The organism is Clostridium sp. AF32-7AC (genome assembly GCF_003477925.1).
GTDB classification, from domain to species: domain Bacteria; phylum Bacillota; class Clostridia; order Lachnospirales; family Lachnospiraceae; genus Otoolea; species Otoolea fessa.
The window spans coordinates 50,791-71,534 of record NZ_QUEG01000003.1 but is presented as its reverse complement, the minus strand read 5'-3'; the positions used below and the strand labels follow the sequence as shown (position 1 = coordinate 71,534).

Here is a 20,744-nt window from a genome sequence, read left to right as displayed (position 1 = left end):
ATTGTTATAAATATTAAGAAAAAGGTTATGGAATGTGAAATTTGTTAAACAAAAATTTTATGGATGGACAGGGACTTTAAGTAAAATAAAAACAGCTTGCTCAACTGCAAGCTGCTTCATCAATAGCGAGAGGGGGATTCGAACCCTCGACACCGCGGGTATGAACCGCGTGCTCTAGCCAACTGAGCTATCTCGCCATATTAAATTTAGAAAAGTGGGACCTACAGGGCTCGAACCTGTGACCCTCTGCTTGTAAGGCAGATGCTCTCCCAGCTGAGCTAAGATCCCAGATAAAATAGCGAGAGGGGGATTCGAACCCTCGACACCGCGGGTATGAACCGCGTGCTCTAGCCAACTGAGCTATCTCGCCATATTAAATTTAGAAAAGTGGGACCTACAGGGCTCGAACCTGTGACCCTCTGCTTGTAAGGCAGATGCTCTCCCAGCTGAGCTAAGATCCCAGAAAAAATAGCGAGAGGGGGATTCGAACCCTCGACACCGCGGGTATGAACCGCGTGCTCTAGCCAACTGAGCTATCTCGCCATATTAAATTTTAAAAAGTGGGACCTACAGGGCTCGAACCTGTGACCCTCTGCTTGTAAGGCAGATGCTCTCCCAGCTGAGCTAAGATCCCGCTGACACTCGCACAAATCACGACTGCTTTGCAAGTATAATATAAATTTTCAAGATTGTCAACACTTTTGAGAAAATAATTTATAGAAATTTTCTTATCATTTAAAAGGAAGTATGGTATACTTATCTCATGCAAAATTGTAATGGCGCTGTATCCTGTGACAGGTATTCTGGCAGGGTAAAAGATAAAATATAACGGCCCAGCAGGGGAGTTTCTGTATTTTCGGAAAGCAGGGGACGTTATGGCAAAATATGAGGATGGAGTAATGTATTATTTCATTATTAATCCCGCTTCACAGAGTGACCGCGGCTATAAGATATGGAAGAAAATAGAGCAGCGGCTTGTGCGGGACGGGGTTGAGTATCAGGCATATTTGACAGAATATGCGGGGCAGGCGACAGAGTATGCAAGGAAGCTGACGTCCCACTGCAAGGAGGCACGGGTGATTGTGGTCGTGGGCGGTGACGGGACGATGAATGAGGTCGTGGACGGAATCGTTTCCTGCGACATGGTGACGCTGGGCTATATTCCGGTGGGGACAGGCAGTGATCTGGCGCGCGGGCTCCGGCTTTCGAGAAGACCGATGCGTGGACTGCGCCGGATTTTTAAGGCGCGGCGGATCCGGCAGATCGATTATGGTGTGATTGCATATGGCGATGATGTGCTCCGACATCGGCGTTTTATCGTCAGCGCGGGGATCGGGCTGGATGCGGAGGTATGCCAGCATATGCAGCGTTCGGCGATCAAAAATATCTGCAACCGGATTCATCTGCGGCGATTGTCGTACCGGATACTGGGATTTATACAGTATTTGAAGGCGAAACCGATCCGGGGATATATTTTGCTCGATGGAACGCGCCGGGTGGAATTTAATTATATTTATTTTATCAGTGCACAGATTCAACCCTGCGAGGGTGGCGGATTCTGGTTTGCGCCGAAGGCGGACAGCAGCGACGGCAACCTGGAGGTCTGCATTGTCAGCCATGCCTCGAAGCGGCAGGTGCTTGGAACTCTGCTCCGGGCGTTGTTCCGGCGCTCCCACAACCGGGGGCTTCGGTGCTTCAGCTGCCGGGAGGTCCAGATCTACACGGAACGCCCGATGGCAGTTCACGTGGACGGCGAGAGCTGTCAGTACCAGAGCAATCTGGAAGTCCGCTGTATTGAGCGAAAATTAAAAATTGTTGGATAAGTGTATATTTTTCAAAAGTATAAAATAATTTATCAAATAAAGTAACTGCGGGCAGTCCGGACAGTTACAAAATGACCAAGAAAGGAACTGGAATACGATGAGAATAGGACAGGGATATGATGTGCATAAACTTGTTCCGGATCGGGAACTGATTTTAGGCGGCGTGACGATCCCGTATGAGAAGGGGCTGTTAGGACATTCGGATGCGGATGTGCTGGTGCATGCGGTGATGGATGCGCTCTTAGGGGCGGCGGCACTGGGCGACATCGGACAGCATTTTCCGGACACGGATCCGGAATATGAGGGTGCGTCGAGCATCGAGCTTCTGAAAAAGGTAGGGAAACTTCTGCAGGAACGCGGCTATGTGATTGAAAATATCGATGCCACGATCATTGCGCAGCGCCCGAAGCTGGCTGCATACCGCCCACAGATGGCAGAAAATATTGCAGATGCGCTGGGGCTTCCGGTCAGCCGCGTGAGTGTCAAGGCGACGACCGAGGAAGGGCTTGGTTTTACAGGCAGCGGCGAGGGCATTTCCTCACAGGCGATTACCCTGTTGACGGAAGTGGAGAATTACTGTTATGATAGTGAAATGATGACGCAGGCAGCGGCTTGCGGTGGATGCGGCGGCTGTGGCGGCTGTCAGGCAGCACCGGAAGCAGATTTAAAATAGAAGAGGAGTAATGAGGTTATGAAAATTTTCAACACATTGTCCCGCAGAAAAGAGGAGTTTGTGCCGATCGAACCGGGCAAGGTTAAGATGTATGTGTGCGGACCGACCGTTTACAATTTTATTCATATTGGAAATGCAAGACCGATGATCGTATTTGATACGGTCCGCCGGTATTTTGAGTACAAAGGATACGAAGTAAACTATGTATCTAACTTTACTGATGTGGATGACAAGATCATCAGGAAAGCCATTGAGGAGGGCGTGGATGCGGAGACGATCTCCAAGCGCTATATCGCAGAGTGCAAAAAAGATATGGAGATGATGAACGTCAAACCGGCGACGAAGAATCCGCAGGCGACTCAGGAGATCGGCGGTATGATCGAGATGATCAATACGCTGATCGAAAAAGGACATGCGTATGTGGCAGCTGACGGCACGGTTTATTTCCGCACCAAATCCTTTAAAGAGTACGGAAAACTGTCCCATAAAAATCTGGACGATCTGCAGTCCGGCTTCCGTGAGATCAAGGTAACCGGCGAGGAAGGCAAGGAAGATCCGACCGATTTCGTTCTCTGGAAACCGAAAAAAGAAGGAGAGCCGTTCTGGGAGTCTCCGTGGTGCCAGGGCCGTCCAGGCTGGCATATCGAGTGCTCCGAGATGTCCAAGAAATACCTTGGCGAGTCCATCGATATCCATGCAGGCGGAGAGGATCTGATCTTCCCGCACCATGAAAATGAGATCGCGCAGAGCGAGTGCGCGAATGGCAAGACCTTTGCCAACTACTGGATGCACAACGCATTCTTAAATATTGATAACCGCAAGATGTCCAAATCTCTTGGAAACTTCTTTACTGTGCGTGAGATCAGTGAGAAATACGATTTGCAGGTTCTGCGTCTCTTCATGCTGAGCGCCCAGTACCGCAGCCCGCTCAATTTCAGCGCGGATTTGATGGAAGCTTCGAAAAACAGCTTAGAGCGCATCCGCACTGCGGCAGAGCATCAGGCAGACTGCCTGAAAGCAGCGAAAGAGGGCGAGATGACGGCAGAGGAGAAGCAGAATCAGGCAGCAGTCGAGGAGTTGGTTCAGAAGTTCGAGACGGCGATGGACGATGATTTCAACACCGCAGATGCGATTTCAGCTATTTTTGAGATTGTACGCCTGAGCAACTCCACGATTTCGGAAGCATCGACGAAGGCATACGTTTCCTATGTTAAAGAGACGATGGATAAACTCTGCGATGTGCTCGGTATTATCACGGAGAAGAAGGAAGAGATTCTGGACAGCGAAGTAGAAGACTTGATCGCAAAACGCCAGCAGGCGAGAAAAGACAAGAATTTCGCACTGGCGGATGAGATCCGTGGACAGCTTCTCGATATGGGAATTATTCTGGAAGATACGAGAGAGGGCGTCAAATGGAAACGGGCTTAAATGCGTTTAAGGAAGCGCTGCATTTAAAACATGTTGAGGCGGGGGAGTATTCCCCGCTGGCGCTGGCGTATATCGGCGATGCGGTCTATGAGCTGGCGATCCGCACCCTTGTCATGAACCGCGGCAATATGCAGGTCAACAAGATGCACAAGAAGACGGCGAACCTGGTCAAGGCGGACGCACAGGCACATTTTTATCTGCTTCTGGAGGAAGAGCTGACGGATGCGGAGAAGGCGGCATACCGACGCGGACGCAATGCGAAATCTTTTACGATGCCGAAGCACGCGACGATGAAGGATTACCGGATGGCGACCGGATTTGAGGCGCTGATGGGCTATCTCTATCTGACCGAGCAGTTTGACAGGATGGCAGAACTTCTGGGAAAAGGGCTGGAACAGATGGGAGAATTAATATCGTTATAAATCATGATGAGGAAGATAGATGGAACAGGAAAATAAGCAGGAAAATAGATTTGAAGAGACGATGATCGAAGGCAGAAATGCCGTTTTAGAGGCATTCCGTTCGGGCAAGACGGTGGATAAGCTGTTTGTGCTGGATGGCTGCCAAGATGGACCGGTCAAGACGATCACGAGAGAGGCAAAAAAGCAGAATACGATCATCCACTATGTGGCGAAGGAGAGACTCGACCAGCTTTCTGAGACCGGCAAGCATCAGGGCGTGATTGCACAGGCAGCGGCATACCGCTATGCAGAGGTGGAAGATATGCTAAAGCTGGCAGAAGAGAAAGGCGAGCCGCCGTTTCTCTTTATTCTGGATGGCATTGAGGATCCGCATAATCTGGGTGCGATCATCCGTACTGCCAATCTGGCAGGCGCACATGGCGTGATCATCCCGAAACGCCGCGCAGTGGGACTGACATCGACGGTTGCTAAGACCTCGGCGGGAGCGCTGAATTATACGCCGGTGGCGAAGGTAACCAATATTTCAGCCACGATCGAGGAGCTGAAAGAGAGAGGACTCTGGTTTGTTTGCGCCGATATGGGCGGAGAGAGCATGTACCGCCTCGACTTAAAAGGACCGATCGGTCTGGTGATTGGCAATGAGGGCGAAGGTGTCAGCCGTCTGGTGCGGGAAAAATGTGATTTCATCGCATCGATCCCGATGAAGGGAGATATCGACTCCCTGAACGCATCGGTGGCAGCTGGTGTGCTGGCATATGAGATTGTGCGTCAGAGAATGATGTAGGGTAAGTGAAAGGTATCGGGCAACCGATTCCGCTACTCCCCTCCCCGTTGGAATCATATAAAAATATGAAAAGATAGGAAATGAGAATCGGATGTCTGCGAATGAAAACGGAGGCATCCGATGAAAAAAACGGGAAATTTAAAAAAATAAAAAAAATTCAAAAAAACCGTTGACAAAACGATTGTATCATGATAAACTAATCGAGGCTTAGAGATGAGCTGAAAACAAAAAGATGCTGCTGTAGCACAGTCGGTAGTGCGTCGCATTGGTAGTGCGGAGGTCACGGGTCCGATTCCCGTCAGCAGCTCTGCTAGAAAAGAACGGAAGCCTTTGATTTACAAGGGTTTCCGTTTTTTTTATTCTCTACTTGCAATTCATTCCAGTTGTGCTATAATGATAACAGTTTGGACGGGGACATAGCTCAGCTGGGAGAGCGTTGCGTTCGCAACGCAAAGGTCGCGGGTTCGAATCCCGTTGTCTCCATGATAGAGAAAGCCTTGAAAACACTGGTTTTTCCTTTGTTTTCAAGGCTTTTTTGTGTTTTTAAGATTTCAAGCGGAACAAAATATTCCGTTATAGGTACAAACTTTTCGGTACAAGGATCACACGAAAGATCACACGGACTTTCAGTATCGATGAATTTGCCGCACATTTTTTAAAAAAGAACTTTCGAAAAAATTCAAAAAAATAAAAAAAACTCTTCCATTTTGAACTACCCTATGTTATAATAAACTCACTTGTGAGTCAGAAAGACAAGCAAGCGGGCATGGCGGAATTGGCAGACGCGCCAGATTTAGGTTCTGGTACGAGAGTGTGCAGGTTCAAGTCCTGTTGCCCGCACTAGAAATTACGCAGAAGTGGCGGAATTGGCAGACGCGCACGGTTCAGGTCCGTGTGATGGCAACATCATGAGGGTTCAAGTCCCTTCTTCTGCATGATTAGCTGCAGAACCTGAGTGCAGCGTGGAACTCCCAGAGATGATTTCTCCGGGAGTTTTTCTTTTTCTATACAAGGAATCAAAAAGGGGCAGACGCGCAAGCGAAAGCCCCTTTTGTAATTCGAATTTGTAATATAAATCAAAAAATTAGAATTTCTGAAATTCTTCTACATTTATTACAAATACGGTTGCTCCGCCGACTTTCATGTTCATCGGAACGGTCATATTAACGGTCGGGCAGCAGTTTCCGGCCATGGTCGGCGGCGTGTATACAAGCTGCTCGCGGGCACCGGACATTTTTTTGATGATGGAGATGGCGTCCTCGACGCGTTCATCTTCGACACCGAGCATCAGGGTTGTACTTTTCTTTTTCAGAAAGCCGCCCATCGTGGAAAGCTTGGTGACAAAGAAGGAGTGCTGGTTTAATTCATATACTAAATCATCGGCGTCCTCACTGCCAATGATTGCGATAATCATTTTCATAAGCGGTACCTCCTGAAAAATTTTCTATTATTGTACCATTAATTTATGAAAATGGAAATAAAAAAATGAGAAATTTATGTTAAAATATAAATGATTATGATTGCTTGCAGGTGAGAATTTTTTGGACTGAAAATTCCATCTGCCGCAGGAATGGCGGCAGATTTGCGGGATGAGAGAAAGGCAGAAGTATGATTCGAAATATAGTATTTGATATGGGAATGGTTTTACTGGAGTATGATCCGGTCAAGGTGTGCTGGGAGTACACAGATAATCCGGAGGATGTGGAGTGGATGCGCCGCGAATTGTTTGATTCGAAGGAGTGGTCGCTTTTAGACGAGGGAACGCTGACGGATGCACAGGCGCTGGAGCGGGTGCAGAAACGCCTGCCAAATGAACATTTGCGCTGGCTGGCGAAGGAAAGTCTGGAACACTGGCATGAGTACAACATCTGGGCAAAGCCGGGGATGGGAGAGCTGGTGAAGGAACTGAAAGAAAAGGGCTGCGGCATCTACCTCTGCTCGAATTGTTCCGTGCGCCTGCGTGTGTTCGAGTATGAGATTCCGGGCATTGAATATTTTGATGGCACGCTTGTCTCAGCGGAGGAGAAGCTGGCGAAGCCGAATCCGGCGATCTATGAGAGATTGTTTGAAAAATTTCATCTCAAAGCGGAAGAATGCTTTTTCATCGATGACCGTCAGGATAACATCGATAGCGCGAAGGGCTGCGGCATGGATGGTTACTGTTTTGCGGACGGGAATGTGGAGAGGCTGCGGGCGTACATGGAGGAGATGGAAATATTATAGAAAAGCAGTGCAAGGTGGCCGATAAAAAGATTATTTTCCTAAAAAACATCGGGAGAGTCATAAGCTGATGAAAAGAAAGTGAAAAGGTTTTGGAATCAGGCACTTATGGTCTAAAAAAAATACAAAATCAGCAAGAAATTTGATTGATAATAATATCACAATATGAGATAATGAAGAAGAATGGGGAAAGATGCATTTTTAGTAAATTCCCCTGGAAGATGCATGTGAACAGGCAGTTTTTTGACCGGGAATCTCCGGTGAAAGGCTGCGTCTGTTTTATAACGGATAGTGAGGAGGTCATTATATGAGAGTATCGATTTGTATCGGAAGTGCCTGTCATCTGAAAGGATCCCGTGAGGTAATCCAGAAGCTGCAGAAGCTGGTTTCAGAGAATCATCTGGACAGTGAGGTAGATTTAAATGGAGATTTCTGCAGCGGCAACTGCCGTAAAGGTGTCTGTGTGACGATAGACGGAGAACTGTATTCCGTAAAACCGGAGACAACCGAAGAATTTTTCCAGAAGGAGATTCTGGGACGCCTGAACGCGTAATCGTTTACATATAACGGCAAAAAGAGAGGGAGAGTCTATGCCGATTATTGATTTTAAGGCGACGATGTGTAAGCATTGTTATAAATGTGTGCGGGGCTGCGAAGTGAAATCAATCATGATCCGGGATGGTCATGCATATATCATGCCAAATCGCTGTATTCTCTGTGGGCAGTGCCTTTTGAACTGCCCGCAGTCGGCAAAACGTGTTCCGAGCGAACTTTCCAAGGTCAAAAAGCTGATTGAGAGCGGCGCACCGGTCATTGCATCGCTGTCGTCTTCCTATATGGGGGTTCTGCCGTATAAAAAGCGGGGGCAGGTCAAGTCAGCATTAAAAAAGCTGGGATTTACGAATGTTTGTGATGCGGCGGAGGGCGCCGCGCTGGCGACGGAAGAGTATGTCCGTTTATTAGAGCAGGGCGAGATGAAAAATATCATCACAACTGCCTGTCCGAGTATCGTGAACCTGATTGAGATTCATTATCCGGAACTCATCAAATATCTGGCACCGGTGCTGATTCCGTCGGGGATCCATACGCGCATGCTGTATGCGGAGTTTGGCGAGGCGGCGAAGGTAGTCGTGATCGGACCGTGTATCGCGGAAAAAGAGAAAAACAGGGTTGTGAAGCCGGATGCAGTCCTCACATTTGAGGATTTAAAACAGTGGCTGTCAGAGGAACAGATCGAGATCGAAGCATGTGAGGAAGAACCGTTCGAGGATCGTGAACCGGGCGCGAACCTGCGTTATCCGGTCAGCGGCGGACTGCTCACGGCGGTGACGGCGACTCAGAAGAAACCGGACAAGTATCGCAAGTTCTACGTCAGCGGCGTGAAGGACTGCCTGGATGTCTGTGAGGCGATGAAAACCGGCGAGGTGGCTGGCTGTTTCATCGAGATGAATGCCTGTCATGGAGGCTGTGTCAATGGACCATCCACGGCGACCTCAGTGTCGAGTTTTAAAGTTAAGCTGGATCTGGAAGCGATGCTTCCGAAGGAACCGGCAGATCTATCCCTGATGCATGAGGCGGCGCGCCAGGTGGAGGTTCACCGGACGTTTGCGGATCGTTCCCAGAAGGAGCCGATTCCGACCGAGGAAGAGATCCGGGAGATCTTGAAAAAGACGGGCAAGATGACGCCGGAGCAGGAGTTAAACTGCGGTGCGTGCGGTTATCCGACCTGCCGGGAGAAGGCGATCGCTGTTTTCCAGAAAAAGGCGGAGGTCGATATGTGTATTCCGTACCTGCATGACCGGGCGCAGTCGCTGTCCCATCTGGTGATGGATACGTCCCCGAACCTGATCATGATCATCGACGATGATATGCGGATCCGGGAGTGTTCGGTGGCGGCAGAAATGTATTTCGGCGTCAAACCGGAGGCGATCAAGGGAAAACCGCTGGAGGACTTTATCAACGCCGAGGATGTACGCGAGGTATTCCGGACGCACACAAGCGTCCACAGCCGGAAGGTGATCTATCCGGATCGGAATCTTGTGACGCTTCAAAACATTGCGTATATCGATGACGGCAATTTTGTCATTGCCACGATCATTGATGTGACGCGCGAGGAAAAACAGGCAAAACAGGAATATGCCAAGAAAAAGGCGACCATTGATCTGGCACAGAATGTCATTTACAAACAGATGATGGTTGCACAGAATATTGCCGGACTCCTGGGGGAGACGACGGCGGAGACGAAGACAACCCTGATGAAGCTTTGTTCCCTGATTGACGATGAGAGCGAAAGTGAGGTCCGATAAATGGGAGTAACCGTAGATGTCACGTTTAAAAGTCTGAATAAGTATTCAGAGATCCTGTGCGGCGATACGGTAGAGTGCCTGAAAACGGAAGATTCGGACGTTATCATTCTGGCGGACGGCATGGGAAGCGGCGTCAAGGCGAATATTCTTTCGACGCTGACGGCAAAGATTCTGGGTACGATGTTTTTAAATGGAGCCACGCTGGAGGAATGTGTGGAGACGATTGTGCAGACGCTTCCGATCTGTCAGACGAGACAGGTGGCGTATGCGACGTTCTCGATTCTCCAGATTTTCAACAACGGCGAGGTATATTTAGTTGAATATGATAACCCGCGATGCATTTTTTTGCGCTGTGGTCATGTGGTGGAGCTGCAGAAATACAAGCGTCTCGTCAAGGACAAGGAGATCAGCGAGTGCCGGTTCCAGGTTCAGAAGGGTGATGCGCTGGTACTTGTCAGCGACGGCGTGACGCACGCGGGAGTCGGAAAGAGCGGCAAATATAAATTTGGCTGGCCGTGGGAGTCGGTGGCAGAGTTTGTTTCGGAACAATGCCTGACCTCTCTTTCGTCGGCACGTATGGCGGCGGCACTCTGTGCGGAATGCAGCCAGATTTACGAGGGAAAACCGGGCGATGATACGACGGTTGTGGTAGCTCGGATCATTGACCGGAAACCGGTCAACCTGATGACGGGACCGCCGCTCGACCGCAACGACGATGAGACGATCACGGCGGATTTTATGAAAGATGAGTCGGCAAAGCACATTGTATCGGGCGGAACCAGCGCGACGATCCTGTCGCGGGAGCTGGGACGACCGCTGCGGGTATCAATGGATTACAGCGACCCGGATATTCCGCCGATCGCTTTTATGGAAGGCATCGATCTGGTGACGGAGGGAGTTCTGACGCTGCGGAAAGCGATCGAACTTCTGAAACGCTATCTGATCGAATGCGATTTAAGTTCTGAGTTTTTCAGCGAGTTGGACAAGAAAAATGGTGCGTCCATGATCGCGAAGATTTTGATAGAAGACTGCACGGAATTACATATGTTTGTGGGAACGGCGGCGAACAGCGCCTACCAGAATCCAGGGCTGGCGTTTGATCTGGGAATCCGCCAGAACCTGGTCAAACAGCTAAAAGAAGCAGTCGAAGGTATGGGAAAGAAAGTTACGGTAACGTATTATTAATAAGGAGGATAAAACATGGTAACGAATGACGCGACAATTCTGCGCATCAAACATGAGATACTTTATGAGGTAGCAAAGCTTGCCTGGAATGATCAGTTAGAGGACGGAAGAGACGATATTCCGTACAAAATCAGCCCTGGTCCGCAGGCACAGTACCGCTGCTGTGTATACAAGGAGAGAGAGATTGTCCGCCAGAGAATCCGTCTGGCAGAAGGTAAATGTCCGTCTGACCGCAATACAAACAACGTCGTACAGGTTATCAATGCAGCCTGTGAGGAGTGCCCGATTGCGTCCTACACAGTCACCGATAACTGCCGTAAATGTATGGGTAAAGCCTGCCAGAACTCCTGTCCGTTTGGAGCGATCAGCATGGGAAATACCAAGGCGCACATCGACCCGGATAAATGCCGCGAGTGCGGAAAGTGTTCCCAGGCATGCCCATACAATGCGATTGCCCATCTGGAGCGCCCGTGTAAGAAGGTCTGCCCAGTGGATGCGATTACCTACGATGAGTATGGTGTATGTGTGATCGATGAGAAAAAATGTATCCAGTGTGGCGCCTGCATCCATTCCTGCCCGTTCGGTGCGATCGGTTCCAAGACCTTCATGGTCGATGTGATCCGCCTGATCAACGCAGGCAAAAAGGTCGTAGCGATGCTGGCACCGGCGACCGAAGGCCAGTTTGGACCGGACATCACGTTTGCAAGTTGGAAAACAGCTTTAAAGAAGATTGGATTTGCAGATATGATCGAGGTTGGTCTGGGCGGCGATATGACCGCGGCAGCCGAGGCAGAAGAGTGGGCGGAAGCTTACAAAGAGGGCAAGAAGATGACGACCTCCTGCTGTCCGGCATTTGTCAACATGATCAAACAGCATTTCCCACAGCTGCTTGACAATATGTCCACGACGGTTTCCCCGATGTGTGCGGTCTCCCGTATGCTGAAGGCGCAGGATCCGGAGGTTGTCACTGTCTTTATCGGACCGTGTATCGCGAAGAAGAGCGAGACGCTGGATCTGAATATCCAGGGCAATGCGGACTATGCGATGACTTACGGAGAGATCCGTGCGATGATGCGGGCGAAAGACGTAAATCTGGAGCCGGAAGAGAACAGTATGCAGGAAGCCAGTGTATTTGGAAAACGCTTCGGCAACGGCGGCGGCGTAACAGCGGCGGTATTAGAATGTCTGAAGGAGTCTGGTGAGAATACCGATATCAAGGTAGCGCGCTGCAACGGTGCGGCTGAGTGTAAGAAAGCCCTTCTTCTTCTGAAAGTGGGACGTCTGCCGGAGGACTTCATCGAGGGTATGGCGTGCGTCGGCGGCTGTGTCGGCGGACCGAGCAAGCACAAAGCCGAGCTGGAGGCGAAGAAGTCGAGAGACAAACTCATCGCCGAGGCAGATGCAAGAGAAGTACATGAGAACCTGAAGGCGTATGATATGTCGTCGTTCTCGATGCATCGGCATTGATGTGGGATACCCTTGGGAGAATGTGGCTGAGATAAAATAAATAGGAATTTATATATGAGTTAGTGGGAAAGTGCCTGCTCTGGAAAATGAAATTTGGGATATGAATTTTATTTTCTGGGGCGGGCGTTTTTCGTTGTGAAAATTCCAAAAGAGTTCTTGCATTTAGAGAATAGATGTGTTAGACTCAATATATCTTATCGAAATGAACTGCGGTCGCAGGTGGTTTCGTTCTAATTTATCTTTTTATTCTGGTAATTTGTGAGGTGCGTTTCGCACAGAATTCGATGATTTAGGAAAATTTGGGAGAATCGGATAACTGTATCGTTATAAAAAATGTGCAATATATTATATGATATATGCAATGTAAAATGAAAGCTTTTTATAGACGGAAAGAACCGTTGTTTAACTCAGAGTGAGGATGTGTTTTGAATTAGAAGAATGAAAATAGAGAATAGAAATTTGATATAAATTAGAACTTATATAACTTGCGAAAGAGGATAAGAAAAGAGATGTGAAAAAGGTTTGAGGGGGGAGGTTTGAGTTGTTAAAAATAAACATGGGGGCTCATAAAGGGCGTCGCTGCCGGAATGGTACCATTTTGGGAATATCACTGATATTGATATTTTCATCCGGTAGAATGGCGCTGGCAGCTGAAAATGCAGTGAAACAGGCAGAAACAGCTGTCATAGTCGGCTACAGCGTCTCATTTATAGATGCTGAGAATGCAAATCATCTTATATTTCATACGCAAACGGGCAAAGTTTTGGAAGGAACTTCCCTGAATGTATCTTTCCCAGAGCAAATCATAGGGAGCGACGGGCATATCTGGAAATCAGCGGTACAGTCACCGCAAATATTTGAACTGTATGGAACAGGAACTGAAAAAATTTATATCAAATATGAAAGAGGCGGCAAGGTCCCAGAAATGGGAGCAGAGGAGGATGCCGCCATGCTAGCGCTTCGGAAACGCCTGGAACGATGGAAACAGAGGGCATGGGAGGCAGAGTGTGCCATATTTGGGCGCGAGGATGCGGCGGTATCGGGCAGCGATTCCGGTCTGACCGTTCAAAATCAGTCGGAAAATGATGCCAGGATCCGGAATCTGGTATCTGCGATCGGGGATGCAGCGTGGCATGAATTTTATCTGATTGGTCAGGATTTTACACCATCGGCAAAAACAATCGGGGTGGAATACGACGCGGTTTATTCTGAGGTGGAAGAGGATTCCTTTTCGGTGGATGGAAAGGAATATATCATCACGCGCATCCGGGTGCGGAGAAAATGGGATGACCGTACTTGTACGCATCAGTGGAGCCAATGGGAGTGGGAGGAAAATGATTGCTTAAAGAATGGGCGGGCAGTGTATGTCTGCGGACGATGTCAGAAAGAAAAGATAGAGCGCCTTCCGGCGCTGGGGCACCTGGATGAAAACGGGGATCAAATCTGTGACCGCTGTGGAAGCGTGGATTGGAGTGAAAGTGAAATGCCCGAAAAAGTGATCTGGAAGGAGGGCGATGTCCAACTGCGCGAGGTGGGCGGAGAGATTTTGTCATTTACCTGTATCGACGACGATTACCATGACTGGCAGAATGAACACCGGAAAGCAGCGCTGTTTCTCTGTGACCGCGTGATCCGGGCGGATGTGGACACGGCACCGGGAAAAAAGATGAAGATTTTCTCGTTTGGCAAAGACAATAATTATAAAACTTCGCAGGTGCGCGCATGGCTGCAGAAAAACAGTCAGAACAGCAGCTTCTGTCTGGAACCGATCCATACGGGAATCCAGACCGCGTACATGGGAAGCACGGCGGCTGGTGCATTTTCGCAAACGTCCGGGCGGGAACTGGCGCGTCATGATATTGGTTTTCAGCTTATGAACGACCAGCTTTTCTGCCTGTCATTGGAAGAGGCACTTGCGTACCGGGAATATCTATGGCGGTTTGATTCCGGGGATGATAACCCACAAAGTCAGGTCAGTGCCTATTCACAGGGATATTATCTGCGGACGCCTTTTTATTTGCAGGATGAAAACGGGAAATTCATTTATAATCAGCAGATTTATGGCGTTGATCTGGTAAATGGCTGTCTGCGTCCGGTGAGGACGGACAGTGAGACATATGGAGTACGTCCGGCATTTGCACTGTCACAGATGTAAAAAAGAATACTTGTTGAGCTTGGAAAGCGGGAGTGAAGCTGTTTGGCAGTTTGATTAGGAGAAAAGATTGGACAAGGGGAAATCAATCTAATGTTTGGGGAAAGAGGGGAACGTGTATGGGGAAAAACTTACTAAATTTCTGATTATCTTTTCATAAGTTGGTAAATGCCGATATATCCCGTATTTTAGGGCTTTATCGGTATTTTCTTTTTGGAAGATACCTTGCATAAGCTGGCATTTACCAGCATGAAAATGCAACCAAAAGTAGTAAATGAGTAGTAAATATAAGCTCCGATATTAACAAGCCAGTCTTTCCAGTTCTGCTTTTGCAGATTGAAATGTACCGTGTGCATAATAGCCAAGTGTCATGGTTATGTTAGCGTGTCCCATAAGATATTGCAGGGTGTTTGGGTTCATTCCTCTGTTTGCCATATTCGTACAGTAAGTATGTCGGAATGAATGTGGTGTGATGTTCGGTAACTTGTCCGTGTGATACTTGTTATACTTCTTAATTAGTCCTCGCACCATGCCCTCATAGTTTCCTGCAACTTTAGGTAAGCCCTCACGGTTCAAGAATAGGAAATTGCTATAACCACCTACAATCAACGGTTGTGCCTTTCCTCTGTTCTTTAGTATTCTTTGGATTGCTTGATAAGCCCGTTCTGTCAATGGAAGTTCTCGTTTTCCGTTTTTGGTCTTTGGCGTTTCAATATAGTAGCCGATTTCGCTGTCTTTCAATAACTGGTGGTCTATATTGAGTATTCTGTTCTGCATATCAATATGCGTCGTTAGTCCGCAAAATTCAGAAATACGAAGTCCCGTTTCCAGCAGAAGCACAACCTCATCATAATACTTGCTGTAAATCTTATCCTTTTCCATAAAGGCAAGCAGGCGTTCTTCCTGCTCTGGTGTAAGGATAACTTTCTGCTCCGTATCATCTTCCAGAACATCACTTAGCTTAAATTCAAACGGGTTCTTTCTGATACAGTCGTCTTGTATCGCCATGTAAAATGACGCTTTCAAGGAACGCTTGTAGTTATCAATCGTTTTATAGGCGTATCCTTTTTCGCTCATTCTGATAGCCCATTCTTTAGCGTCCGACTGCTTAACAGTATCAATCGCCCTCATACCCAATGGGTCATTTTTCAGAGCGTTCATAAGATACTGTCGTCCTTTTTCAGTAGCCCTCTTGATGTTCTTTCTTTGGCTGTTCTTCTTGTCGTAGAGCTGGCAGACTGTCATTTTACCGCCTGCTGTATCGATACCGTCGTTAAGGTCTTTTTTAATCTGTGTTTCTTTTTCCCTCAACGATATATCATCACGCTTTCCAGCAGGTGTCTTGTCTGTCGGTACAAGTTTCCAAGAATAGATAAATTGTGGCTTTCCGTATATATCGGTATATTTATAAACGTATCTTCCGTCTTTTCGCTGGCTCTCTCCATTACGCAAATTGCGATTTTTACTGTCTTTTCGTTTTACATTAGACATAGTGTAAAGCTCCTTTCCGTCATGGAACGAGCCGTGATACGCTATATTTATTATACCATATCTACGGCTCAATGACATTAGATTTCGTCCAATGTATCTATGATTTTTTCAAATTGTTTTCGCTTAATCTGAATACGGTTGCCGTTCACGATAACCCAGCCAGCGTCAAGATTTTCTTCGGCTAATTTACGCAATTTCTTTTCGCCAATGCGGAAGTATTTGGACGCTTCTTCAACCGTCAGCGTATATTTTTCCCAAATAGGCACATCAGTATTGTTCATAATCTATGCACCCCCCTTTACTGTGTGTCGTTTTTTACAAGCAGGCAGACGGCTTTGGAAAGCTCCATTAGTATCTCAACTATTCCCATTCTTGTGGGCAGAACCGCACCATGCGGACGTATCATTATTCTGTGAGGATAGGTCGTGGCAAAACAACTTTTCCAACAGTCGCTCTCGGATCACTGCGTGGGTCGCTCGCTTTCTTTTGAAAAGGTCGTGGCGTACAGTCCCCGTGGCTCGCCATCTCACAAACGTATCTGTCTGCTTTATTCAGTTGTCAAAGAGCTGTGGTGAAAGCGTGTTGCTTTCATATAAAAGCAGGTGGCAGAGCAGGAAAGAGGGGGATATTAAATCATGCTCCGCTAAAAACTGCTTATTCTTCTGGTTCTAAGTCCATATCTTCAATATCAAAACCTAAAATCATTTTGATAAGTGCTTCTCTGATACGTCCTTTTAATTCCATATCTACAACGATATAAACATTGCCGTATTCATCATAAAGTGAACGCAAACAGCACTTTGATATGTAAGGGTCATAAAATGCCAGTAATTTTTCAATCGCTTTTTCGTTTCCGTCCATAGCTGATGAAATCAAGTAATAAGACGGTTTCTTAAATAACTGTTTCATTTTCTAATGTTCCTCCTTGAGTATTTTTTTCATAGTTTCCAAAGCGTGATGTCGGTTTCTAAATACACCGCTTTGCGTGATTTTCTGCAAGTTGGCAATTTCACTTTCTGTCATTTCCAAGAAGTAATACATCAACAGAGTATTGCGTTTTCTTTCTGGAAGTTTCTTCAAGGCTTCTGCCAATTCATCATCAAGGACACGAATATCAATGCCACATACTGAAAAGATTGTATAATCTGTTTCGTAGTCGTCCCAAACAGCCATTTTATCAACAAGGACATCTGGCAATTCGCTGAAAGATATTTCTTTATTCTTACGACGGTTTAATTCCTTGTAATAATCTTTCACGACACTACGGACAACTTTCTTTAAACAACTTTCAAAACGACATTGAACTGTTTTCTGGAAGTCAGACGGTTTCATCAATCTCACCTCCTTTCCTTTATGATTTGAAAAGTGTTTATCCCTCTTTCCGCACCATATAAGGACAGCTAGGTGTGATTTAATGACCTCTTTTGAAAAATTTTTTAAATTTTTTCGGGTATGAAAAAAGCCCGCACAAAACATATAGTCTGTACGAGCCTTTAAAGCTAAAACATAGTAATATTGTATCATTAAGAATCACAAATCACAAGTGATTTGTGATTAATCACTTGTGATTTGTGATAAGTGATTTGTGATTAATATATAAAAGGGGCTGTGAAAAAAGAATAGTCCCGAAAAAAAAGAAAGACCAAGAGTTTATATTGAACTCAAGGTCTTTCTTTCTGTTATAATTAATTTGTGACAAAAAATAATAACATAATCTATTCTAACCCAAAACAGGCAATTTTGCCAATGCTAATTCAAGATTATCTGGACATCTGTGATCCAGTGCTGACTTTTGACAGATTTATGGGAGGAATCGAACTGGAGAAATATCTGAAAAATATTCCGCAACATTATACAGGAAGACTCAGATATGACCCGGTCAGCATGCTGAAGACAGTTTTCTTTGGATTTATGGAGAATGGCTATATATCATTACGTGAACTGGAGGATCAGTGTAAAGTCAATCTCCGCTTCATGTATCTCATGGATCATCAAACACCTTCTTATCGTACCTTCGGTTACTTCATTAACGAGGTACTTGCTGATTCCATTGAAGAGATATTTCAAGACATAAACAAAAAAATTTTCGAGACAGAACATGTGGATCTCCAACACCTATACATCGATGGATCCAAGTTTGAAGCAAATGCGAATAAATATTCCTGGGTATGGAAAAAATCAACCGAAAAATCCAGATACCGTGTCTTCGATAAAATTACTACACTTTTTGCGGAAATCAATGAAGAACTGACATGTACAGGGATAAAGCTTTGTATCAATAGTGAGTATGCGCCAGAGTATCTGAAAGAAGCTGCCGAACAGTATGCAGAAGCCTGGCAGATTGATGAAACTGCGTTTGTTCATGGCAGGGGACATCGCAAAACTACACAGCAACGGCATTATGAGAAACTCAGGGAGTATGCTGCTAAGTTAGAAGAATACGTGGAAAAAATCAAAATCTGTGGGGAGGATCGCAACAGCTACTCGAAAACAGATCATTCGGCTACTTTTATGCGAATCAAGACAGATTACATGGGAAATGACCAGCTGCTTCCGGCTTATAATGTACAGGTTGGTGTTGCAGATGAATACATTGCTGTTGTTGATGTAAATCAGTATCGCTCAGATATGGATTGTTTTGTTCCGTTGATGAACAAGTTTTATACTACATATGGCTTTTATCCGAAGTATCCAGTGGCAGATGCCGGATATGGTTCTTACAACAATTATATTTTTTGTGAGCAGCATGGAATAGAAAAGTATATGAAATTCACCATGTTCAAGAAAGAGACTACTGACATGAAGTATCATAAAGATCCATTCCGAGCAGTAAATTTTCCAATCGGGGAAGACGGAATCATGCGTTGCCCAAACGGGAAAAACTTTTATCTTCAGTATCGAAAAAACGTAAAAGGGAACAAGTATGGGCGTCAGGAAGAAGTGTATCAGTGTGAAGACTGCTCCGGCTGTCCATACGCAGAACAATGTAAAAAGACAGACAAAAACCGTACTGTTCGGATCAACCGCGAACTTACAGCGATGCATCAGGAAGTGATAGAAAATCTCGAAAGTATCCAGGGAGCGCTTCTAAGGATGAACAGATCCATTCAGGCAGAAGGTACCTTTGGTATCATGAAAAACGACCGGTGGTACAAAAGAATTGTCCGAAGAGGAATAAAATCTGTATTGCTTGAAGTATTTCTCGTTTCTATCGGACACAATCTTTATAAATATCACAACAAGCAGAAAAAAGTTGCAACTGCCGCATAGGATTCATAATGGCATTCTCATGGGGGAAGGGGGATTATACGCTTTTTTGTGAAATATAATTACTGTTGTATTTATAAGAAAAAGGACGCATGAAAAAACTTTCGTTTTTTCACACGCCCTTTTATGTTTATTTTGAAAAAGAGATAAAATCAATATATCCCTTTTCCCCAATTTTTACAACGGCATTGTAGGGCTTTTTCTCTTTGTTTTTGATTCCTTTTACCAGGGTTTCTTTTCCCTCCAGTAATTCTTTTACATTCGTTTTGGTTAGTTTTTTCTTTCTAAAATGTTCAGCTAAAGTAAACTTACATTCAGGATAATTTGAACAACCATAAAACGATTTTTTTAATACAATATTGTTGCCACACTTAGGACATTTTCCTACAAGGGGTCCCGAGCGCTTAGTGGGAATTTGTACCCCTTATCGATACAAATTCCCCGTAGGCGCTAGGGACCTCTTTAGCTTCTTGGAAGCTGTCAGTAGTATATCTAATAATTTATCTCCATTCCCTTTAGTAACGTGTAACTTTCCAAATTTAAAAAAGCGACTCATAGAATTATTTCCTCCCGTTAAATAATAGATAACTATTAAAAATAGACAATACTTGCTCATAAGTAACGGTACTTAAATTGTTTACTTTGGCGTGTTTCATTGCTTGATGAAACTGATTTTTAGTAAACAGTTGACGATATTCTCGATTGACCCATTTTGAAACAAAGTACGTATATAGCTTCCAATATTTATCTGGAACATCTGTGGTATGGCGGGTAAGTTTTATTAAGACACTGTTTACTTTTGGTTTAGGATGAAAGCATTCCGCTGGCAGCTTAAGCAATTGCTGAATCGAGACTTGAGTGTGCAAGAGCAACCCTAGTGTTCGGTGAATATCCAAGGTACGCTTGTAGAATCCTTCTTCAACAATCAGATAGATGTCAGACGCACGGCTTTCAAAAACCACTTTTTTAATAATTTGTGTGCTTAAATGGTAAGGAATATTCCCAACAATTTTATACCTCTGTTTGTTAGGGAATTGAAACTGTAGAATATCTTGGTGAATTAAAGTGACACGAGTATTCAGTTTTAATTTTTCTGACGATAAGTTGAATAGATGACTGTCTAATTCAATAGACGTTACCTGTTTACTTATTTTAGCCAGTTTCGTCGTTAAATGCCCTTTACCTGTTCCAATTTCGTAAACGGTATCGGTTTCTTTTAAATTCAATTGTTTTATTATTTGGTTGAGTACTTTTTCACTCGTTAAAAAGTTTTGAGAATATTTTATATTTTTGTTCATGTAATCACTCCTGAAGTGATTACATCTGTAAATAAATACAGAAGTTAAACGATTTGTTTGTAATTTTAGTTATCTGTTTAAAAAGTCATAAGATTAGTCACTGGTAGGAATTAATCTAACGTATTTATTTATCTGCGTAATCACTGTTTTTAGTCTGTTTCAAAACAGTAGATGTTTTATCTACATTACGCATTTGGAATACCAACATGACGAATCCCTCCTTCTTAA

The 20,744-nt window shown here is 45.5% G+C and carries 19 protein-coding genes, 10 tRNA genes and 1 pseudogene; 16 read left to right on the top strand and 14 right to left on the bottom strand.

What is annotated here, in order from left to right:
- Nucleotides 1-123: 123 nt before the first annotated feature.
- The 6 genes from DWZ45_RS06000 to DWZ45_RS05975 form a co-directional block, all read right to left on the bottom strand.
- A tRNA-Met gene (locus DWZ45_RS06000) sits at nucleotides 124-197 on the bottom strand.
- A gap of 18 nt (nucleotides 198-215) precedes the next feature.
- Nucleotides 216-288, bottom strand: a tRNA-Val gene (locus DWZ45_RS05995).
- A gap of 8 nt (nucleotides 289-296) precedes the next feature.
- A tRNA-Met gene (locus tag DWZ45_RS05990) sits at nucleotides 297-370 on the bottom strand.
- Between the two features lie 18 nt (nucleotides 371-388).
- Nucleotides 389-461, bottom strand: a tRNA-Val gene (locus DWZ45_RS05985).
- An 8-nt stretch (nucleotides 462-469) separates the two neighbouring features.
- Nucleotides 470-543, bottom strand: a tRNA-Met gene (locus tag DWZ45_RS05980).
- 18 nt (nucleotides 544-561) lie between these two features.
- Nucleotides 562-634: transfer RNA gene (locus tag DWZ45_RS05975), tRNA-Val, on the bottom strand.
- A gap of 241 nt (nucleotides 635-875) precedes the next feature.
- Between DWZ45_RS05975 and DWZ45_RS05970 the strand changes: the two genes are divergently transcribed.
- From DWZ45_RS05970 to DWZ45_RS05930, 9 genes are all read left to right on the top strand, one after another.
- On the top strand, nucleotides 876-1,823 hold the full coding sequence (locus DWZ45_RS05970) for a YegS/Rv2252/BmrU family lipid kinase (protein WP_233430198.1): 948 nt from the start codon (nucleotides 876-878) through the stop codon (nucleotides 1,821-1,823).
- Between the two features lie 97 nt (nucleotides 1,824-1,920).
- Nucleotides 1,921-2,496, top strand: a complete 576-nt coding sequence (ispF, locus tag DWZ45_RS05965) for a 2-C-methyl-D-erythritol 2,4-cyclodiphosphate synthase (protein ID WP_107000479.1) — start codon at nucleotides 1,921-1,923, stop codon at nucleotides 2,494-2,496.
- 18 nt (nucleotides 2,497-2,514) lie between these two features.
- On the top strand, nucleotides 2,515-3,924 hold the full coding sequence (cysS, locus tag DWZ45_RS05960) for a cysteine--tRNA ligase (protein ID WP_107000478.1): 1,410 nt from the start codon (nucleotides 2,515-2,517) through the stop codon (nucleotides 3,922-3,924).
- Nucleotides 3,909-4,346 (top strand): ribonuclease III domain-containing protein, encoded by a 438-nt coding sequence (locus DWZ45_RS05955; protein WP_107000477.1) that lies wholly within the window; start codon nucleotides 3,909-3,911, stop codon nucleotides 4,344-4,346. The genes cysS and DWZ45_RS05955 overlap by 16 nt, the downstream gene beginning before the upstream one ends.
- Nucleotides 4,347-4,365: 19 nt before the next feature.
- Nucleotides 4,366-5,130 carry a 23S rRNA (guanosine(2251)-2'-O)-methyltransferase RlmB gene (rlmB, locus tag DWZ45_RS05950; RefSeq protein WP_022358985.1) on the top strand — a complete coding sequence of 255 codons (765 nt, stop codon included), beginning with the start codon at nucleotides 4,366-4,368 and terminating at the stop codon, nucleotides 5,128-5,130.
- A 234-nt stretch (nucleotides 5,131-5,364) separates the two neighbouring features.
- Nucleotides 5,365-5,437 (top strand) — tRNA-Thr (locus DWZ45_RS05945).
- Between the two features lie 103 nt (nucleotides 5,438-5,540).
- Nucleotides 5,541-5,613, top strand: a tRNA-Ala gene (locus tag DWZ45_RS05940).
- A gap of 277 nt (nucleotides 5,614-5,890) precedes the next feature.
- A tRNA-Leu gene (locus DWZ45_RS05935) sits at nucleotides 5,891-5,970 on the top strand.
- A gap of 11 nt (nucleotides 5,971-5,981) precedes the next feature.
- A tRNA-Leu gene (locus DWZ45_RS05930) sits at nucleotides 5,982-6,065 on the top strand.
- Nucleotides 6,066-6,214: 149 nt separating this feature from the next.
- Here DWZ45_RS05930 and DWZ45_RS05925 read toward each other — a convergent pair.
- On the bottom strand, nucleotides 6,215-6,550 hold the full coding sequence (locus tag DWZ45_RS05925) for a cyclic-di-AMP receptor (RefSeq protein ID WP_022358984.1): 336 nt from the start codon (nucleotides 6,548-6,550) through the stop codon (nucleotides 6,215-6,217).
- A gap of 188 nt (nucleotides 6,551-6,738) precedes the next feature.
- Here DWZ45_RS05925 and DWZ45_RS05920 point away from each other — a divergent pair, with 188 nt between their 5' ends.
- The 6 genes from DWZ45_RS05920 to DWZ45_RS05895 all read left to right on the top strand — a co-directional run bounded on the left by DWZ45_RS05920 (nucleotide 6,739) and on the right by DWZ45_RS05895 (nucleotide 14,463).
- On the top strand, nucleotides 6,739-7,353 hold the full coding sequence (locus tag DWZ45_RS05920) for an HAD family phosphatase (protein ID WP_118468125.1): 615 nt from the start codon (nucleotides 6,739-6,741) through the stop codon (nucleotides 7,351-7,353).
- 304 nt (nucleotides 7,354-7,657) lie between these two features.
- A complete protein-coding gene (locus tag DWZ45_RS05915) occupies nucleotides 7,658-7,903 on the top strand; it encodes an NAD(P)H-dependent oxidoreductase subunit E (RefSeq protein WP_107000475.1) in 246 nt (81 codons plus the stop codon).
- A 37-nt stretch (nucleotides 7,904-7,940) separates the two neighbouring features.
- Complete coding sequence (locus DWZ45_RS05910) at nucleotides 7,941-9,656, top strand: [Fe-Fe] hydrogenase large subunit C-terminal domain-containing protein (protein ID WP_118468124.1); 1,716 nt, start codon at nucleotides 7,941-7,943, stop codon at nucleotides 9,654-9,656.
- Complete coding sequence (locus DWZ45_RS05905) at nucleotides 9,657-10,841, top strand: SpoIIE family protein phosphatase (RefSeq protein WP_107000473.1); 1,185 nt, start codon at nucleotides 9,657-9,659, stop codon at nucleotides 10,839-10,841. It abuts the gene before it with no gap.
- Between the two features lie 15 nt (nucleotides 10,842-10,856).
- A complete protein-coding gene (locus DWZ45_RS05900; protein WP_107000472.1) occupies nucleotides 10,857-12,308 on the top strand; it encodes a 4Fe-4S dicluster domain-containing protein in 1,452 nt (483 codons plus the stop codon).
- Between the two features lie 925 nt (nucleotides 12,309-13,233).
- On the top strand, nucleotides 13,234-14,463 hold the full coding sequence (locus tag DWZ45_RS05895; RefSeq protein WP_147353102.1) for a DUF6273 domain-containing protein: 1,230 nt from the start codon (nucleotides 13,234-13,236) through the stop codon (nucleotides 14,461-14,463).
- Nucleotides 14,464-14,760: 297 nt separating this feature from the next.
- Here the strand turns inward: DWZ45_RS05895 and DWZ45_RS05890 are convergent, their stop codons facing one another.
- The 4 genes from DWZ45_RS05890 to DWZ45_RS05870 form a co-directional block, all read right to left on the bottom strand.
- Complete coding sequence (locus DWZ45_RS05890) at nucleotides 14,761-15,951, bottom strand: site-specific integrase (protein WP_003062094.1); 1,191 nt, start codon at nucleotides 15,949-15,951, stop codon at nucleotides 14,761-14,763.
- 77 nt (nucleotides 15,952-16,028) lie between these two features.
- On the bottom strand, nucleotides 16,029-16,232 hold the full coding sequence (locus DWZ45_RS05885) for an excisionase (protein ID WP_002322728.1): 204 nt from the start codon (nucleotides 16,230-16,232) through the stop codon (nucleotides 16,029-16,031).
- A 373-nt stretch (nucleotides 16,233-16,605) separates the two neighbouring features.
- Nucleotides 16,606-16,860, bottom strand: a complete 255-nt coding sequence (locus tag DWZ45_RS05875) for a helix-turn-helix domain-containing protein (RefSeq protein ID WP_002322727.1) — start codon at nucleotides 16,858-16,860, stop codon at nucleotides 16,606-16,608.
- Nucleotides 16,861-16,863: 3 nt separating this feature from the next.
- A complete protein-coding gene (locus tag DWZ45_RS05870; RefSeq protein WP_003061815.1) occupies nucleotides 16,864-17,283 on the bottom strand; it encodes a sigma-70 family RNA polymerase sigma factor in 420 nt (139 codons plus the stop codon).
- A gap of 360 nt (nucleotides 17,284-17,643) precedes the next feature.
- On the opposite strand from DWZ45_RS05870, the gene DWZ45_RS05865 reads away from it, so the two are divergent.
- Complete coding sequence (locus tag DWZ45_RS05865) at nucleotides 17,644-19,221, top strand: IS1182 family transposase (RefSeq protein WP_118468120.1); 1,578 nt, start codon at nucleotides 17,644-17,646, stop codon at nucleotides 19,219-19,221.
- Nucleotides 19,222-19,348: 127 nt separating this feature from the next.
- On the opposite strand, the pseudogene DWZ45_RS05860 reads toward DWZ45_RS05865, so the two are convergent.
- The 3 genes and pseudogenes from DWZ45_RS05860 to DWZ45_RS05845 all read right to left on the bottom strand — a co-directional run.
- Nucleotides 19,349-19,609: pseudogene (locus tag DWZ45_RS05860) on the bottom strand (topoisomerase DNA-binding C4 zinc finger domain-containing protein); the annotation flags it as partial.
- 169 nt (nucleotides 19,610-19,778) lie between these two features.
- On the bottom strand, nucleotides 19,779-20,516 hold the full coding sequence (erm(B), locus tag DWZ45_RS05850; RefSeq protein WP_001038796.1) for a 23S rRNA (adenine(2058)-N(6))-methyltransferase Erm(B): 738 nt from the start codon (nucleotides 20,514-20,516) through the stop codon (nucleotides 19,779-19,781).
- Nucleotides 20,517-20,640: 124 nt separating this feature from the next.
- Nucleotides 20,641-20,724: a 23S rRNA methyltransferase attenuation leader peptide gene (locus tag DWZ45_RS05845; protein ID WP_001814874.1), complete on the bottom strand. Its 84-nt coding sequence runs from the start codon at nucleotides 20,722-20,724 to the stop codon at nucleotides 20,641-20,643.
- Between the last annotated feature and the right edge of the window lie 20 nt (nucleotides 20,725-20,744).